Raw genomic sequence first — 2569 nt, 5'->3', positions numbered from 1 at the left:
TATGAAGGCGAGCGTGCGAAGCTCTATGCGCAGCTGAAGCTCGAAGGCCTGAATAACGCACCGGTGCAATTCGCGGTGTTCTGCGACCACGGAACCGAACGCGGCCACGGCCTCGGCCGGCGGACCATGCCGGAGATGCTCGACTACTCGGTCGTCGCCGCCGTCACGCAGTTCTGGCTGGCGGCACGCGTCCACGGCCTGGGCGTCGGCTGGGTTTCGATCATCGAGCCCGGAGCGGTGGCCGCGGCACTCGCCGCGCCGCCCGGCTGGAAGCTGATCGCCTATCTCTGCGTCGGGTGGCCGGAAGAGGATTGCGACGTGCCGGAACTCGTCACGGCCGGCTGGGAACGGGGCTGAGCTTCAGGCCGCCGGACGTCCCAGGCGCGCAATATCGCAGCGCAGCGCCAAAGCCGTCAGCATGGCGAGCAAGGCAAGGATCGCGACGAGGCCGGCAGCGCCCGACCAGCCGACCGTGGAGATCACCAGGCCGACCGCGGCCGGGCCGAGCACCTGGCCGAGATTGCTGCCTTGCATCAACAACCCGATCGTCGCCGGAACGAGGGCGGGGCGCGGCGCGATCGCCGTCGCCGTCGAGAGCAGGGTCGCGGGGATGAAGCCGCCCGCCGCCGCGAAGAGGACGCAGCAGAGAAAGGCGCCGGCAGGCGAGAGCACGGGGAGCAGCGCGAGGGCGGCGGCCACGCCCATTGCGACGCTTGCCGCCGCGAGCAAGACGACGCGCCGGACACCGCGTCGCAACAAGAGTCCGGCCAGCAGGTTTCCCACGATATTGCCGGCCGTCGCCAGGCCGCTGAGCAACCCGGCCACTGCCAGGGGGCTGCCCATGCGCTCGATCAACAGCACCGGCAGGAAGCTGAGCACCGCGAAGAACATCATCGCATAGAGGCCGAAGCAGAGCGCCAGCAGCAGCGGCCCGCGCGTCAGGAACATGCGCCCGGCATCCAGAGCGAGGCTGCGCCAGGAAACCTGCGCGCCTGCCGGCGCGGCCGGGACGCGCAGCAGGACGGCCACGGCGGCCGCGAACGCAAAAGCGGCGCCCGCAAGCCAGATCGCCCGCCAGCCACCGAATAGCGGGCCGGTCAGCATCGCCAGCGCCATGCCTGCGGGCATGAAGCAGCTCCACAAGGCCATGGCGATCTCCCGATCTCCCTCACCGACGCAGCGGCGCAGCAGGGCCGGCCCGGAGACACTGACCATCAGGAAGCCCAGCCCCTCGACGACGCGGCAGGCCAGCAACGGCCCGAGGTCGCGCGTGCCCGCGCCGGCCGCACTGCCGATCATCAGCAGCATCAGCCCGAGGAGCAGGATGCGCCGGTCACCGAAACGCGTGGCGAGAGCGCCGACCGGCACGCCGCCGAAGAGGCCGAGCACCGCGAAGATCGAGCTGACCCAGCCAAGCACTGCGAGATCGTAGCCCGTCTCGGCCTGCAGAAGCGGGATCGCGATCGCCGCCTTGCCGATCTGGACGGAGGCGGCGATGCCGGCGGACACAACGCACACGACGAGCCACCAATCGGCCGGCGACGGCGGCGACGTATCCCGGGCCGACCCACGAGCACTGGCCGCCGCATTCTTCGATCCGTGCAAGATGAGCACCTCCCTGCGAACGCGCCGTTGATGCACCTTCTGCTTCATCGACGGGAGTGAGATAATCTGCATCGAACCGATCTATGGAATCGATCATGCTCGATGCCCTCTCGCTCGACCAGATGCGCATGTTCCTGGCCGTGGCGGAGAGCGGCAGCTTCCGCGCCGCGGCCCTCCGGCTCGGCCGCGTGCAGTCCGCCGTCAGCCATGCGATCGCCAGGCTCGAGGACGAGCTCGGCATAGCGCTCTTCGACCGCAGCGGCCACCGCCCCGCGCTGACCGCTGAAGGGAAGGCGCTGCTCGCCAATGCGCGCGACGTGCTGCTGCGGGTCGATGCGATGCGCGCCCGTGCTAGAGGGCTGCGCGACGGCGTCGAGCTGGAGTTGTCGCTCACCGTGGACGTGCTGTTCCCGCCGGATCTGGTCGGCATCGCTCTGACCGAGATGAGCCATGCCTTCCCTTCCGTGGCGATCCGGCTCTCGGCCGAAGCCCTCGGCGGCCCGATCACGGCCCTGCTGGAGCAGCGCAGCCAGATCGCGATCATCGTCGGCGAGAGCTTTCGCGACCCGCGGATCGCCGTCGAGGCGTTGACCTCGATCGAGATGATCGCCGTGGTCGCGACCTCCCACCCCCTCGCGCGCCAGGCCGGGCCGCTCGACGCCGCCGCCCTCGCCGATCATCTCCAGATCGTCCAGTTCGACCGCTCCCCCCTGACCGAGCAGCGCGATATCGGCGTGATCTCGCCACGGACCTGCAGGGTGGGCGGGCAGGACATCAAGCAGGCGATGATCCTGGCCGGGCTGGGCTGGGGGCGCCTGCCGGGCTGGCTCGCAGCGGGTGATCTCGCGAGCGGCCGGCTGGCCCGCGTCGAGACCGGCGTTCTCGGCCGACGCGCGCAACTTCCGGCCGAAGCCTATATCGGGCACCGGCTCGACGCCCCGCTGGGCCCCGCGGCCCGCAGCTT

At 70.4% G+C, this 2569-nt stretch carries 3 protein-coding genes; 2 read left to right on the top strand and 1 reads right to left on the bottom strand.

Annotated features, from left to right (window positions below; genetic code table 11):
• Positions 1 to 357 (top strand): 5,6-dimethylbenzimidazole synthase (gene bluB, locus ACIPIA_RS14015; protein ID WP_400510433.1); only part of this gene is annotated, 357 nt, incomplete at its 5' end.
• Positions 358 to 360: 3 nt separating this feature from the next.
• Here the strand turns inward: bluB and ACIPIA_RS14010 are convergent.
• Positions 361 to 1518, bottom strand: a complete 1158-nt coding sequence (locus ACIPIA_RS14010; protein WP_400510431.1) for an MFS transporter — start codon at positions 1516 to 1518, stop codon at positions 361 to 363.
• Positions 1519 to 1700: 182 nt separating this feature from the next.
• On the opposite strand from ACIPIA_RS14010, the gene ACIPIA_RS14005 reads away from it, so the two are divergent.
• Positions 1701 to 2569 (top strand): LysR family transcriptional regulator (locus tag ACIPIA_RS14005; RefSeq protein WP_400510429.1); only part of this gene is annotated, 869 nt, incomplete at its 3' end.

Origin of the sequence: Allobosea sp. CER48 (assembly GCF_044752385.1) — a bacterium.
Classification (GTDB): domain Bacteria; phylum Pseudomonadota; class Alphaproteobacteria; order Rhizobiales; family Beijerinckiaceae; genus Allobosea.
The sequence above is the reverse complement of the archived record's forward strand: the minus strand, read 5'-3'. Positions and strand labels throughout refer to the sequence as shown.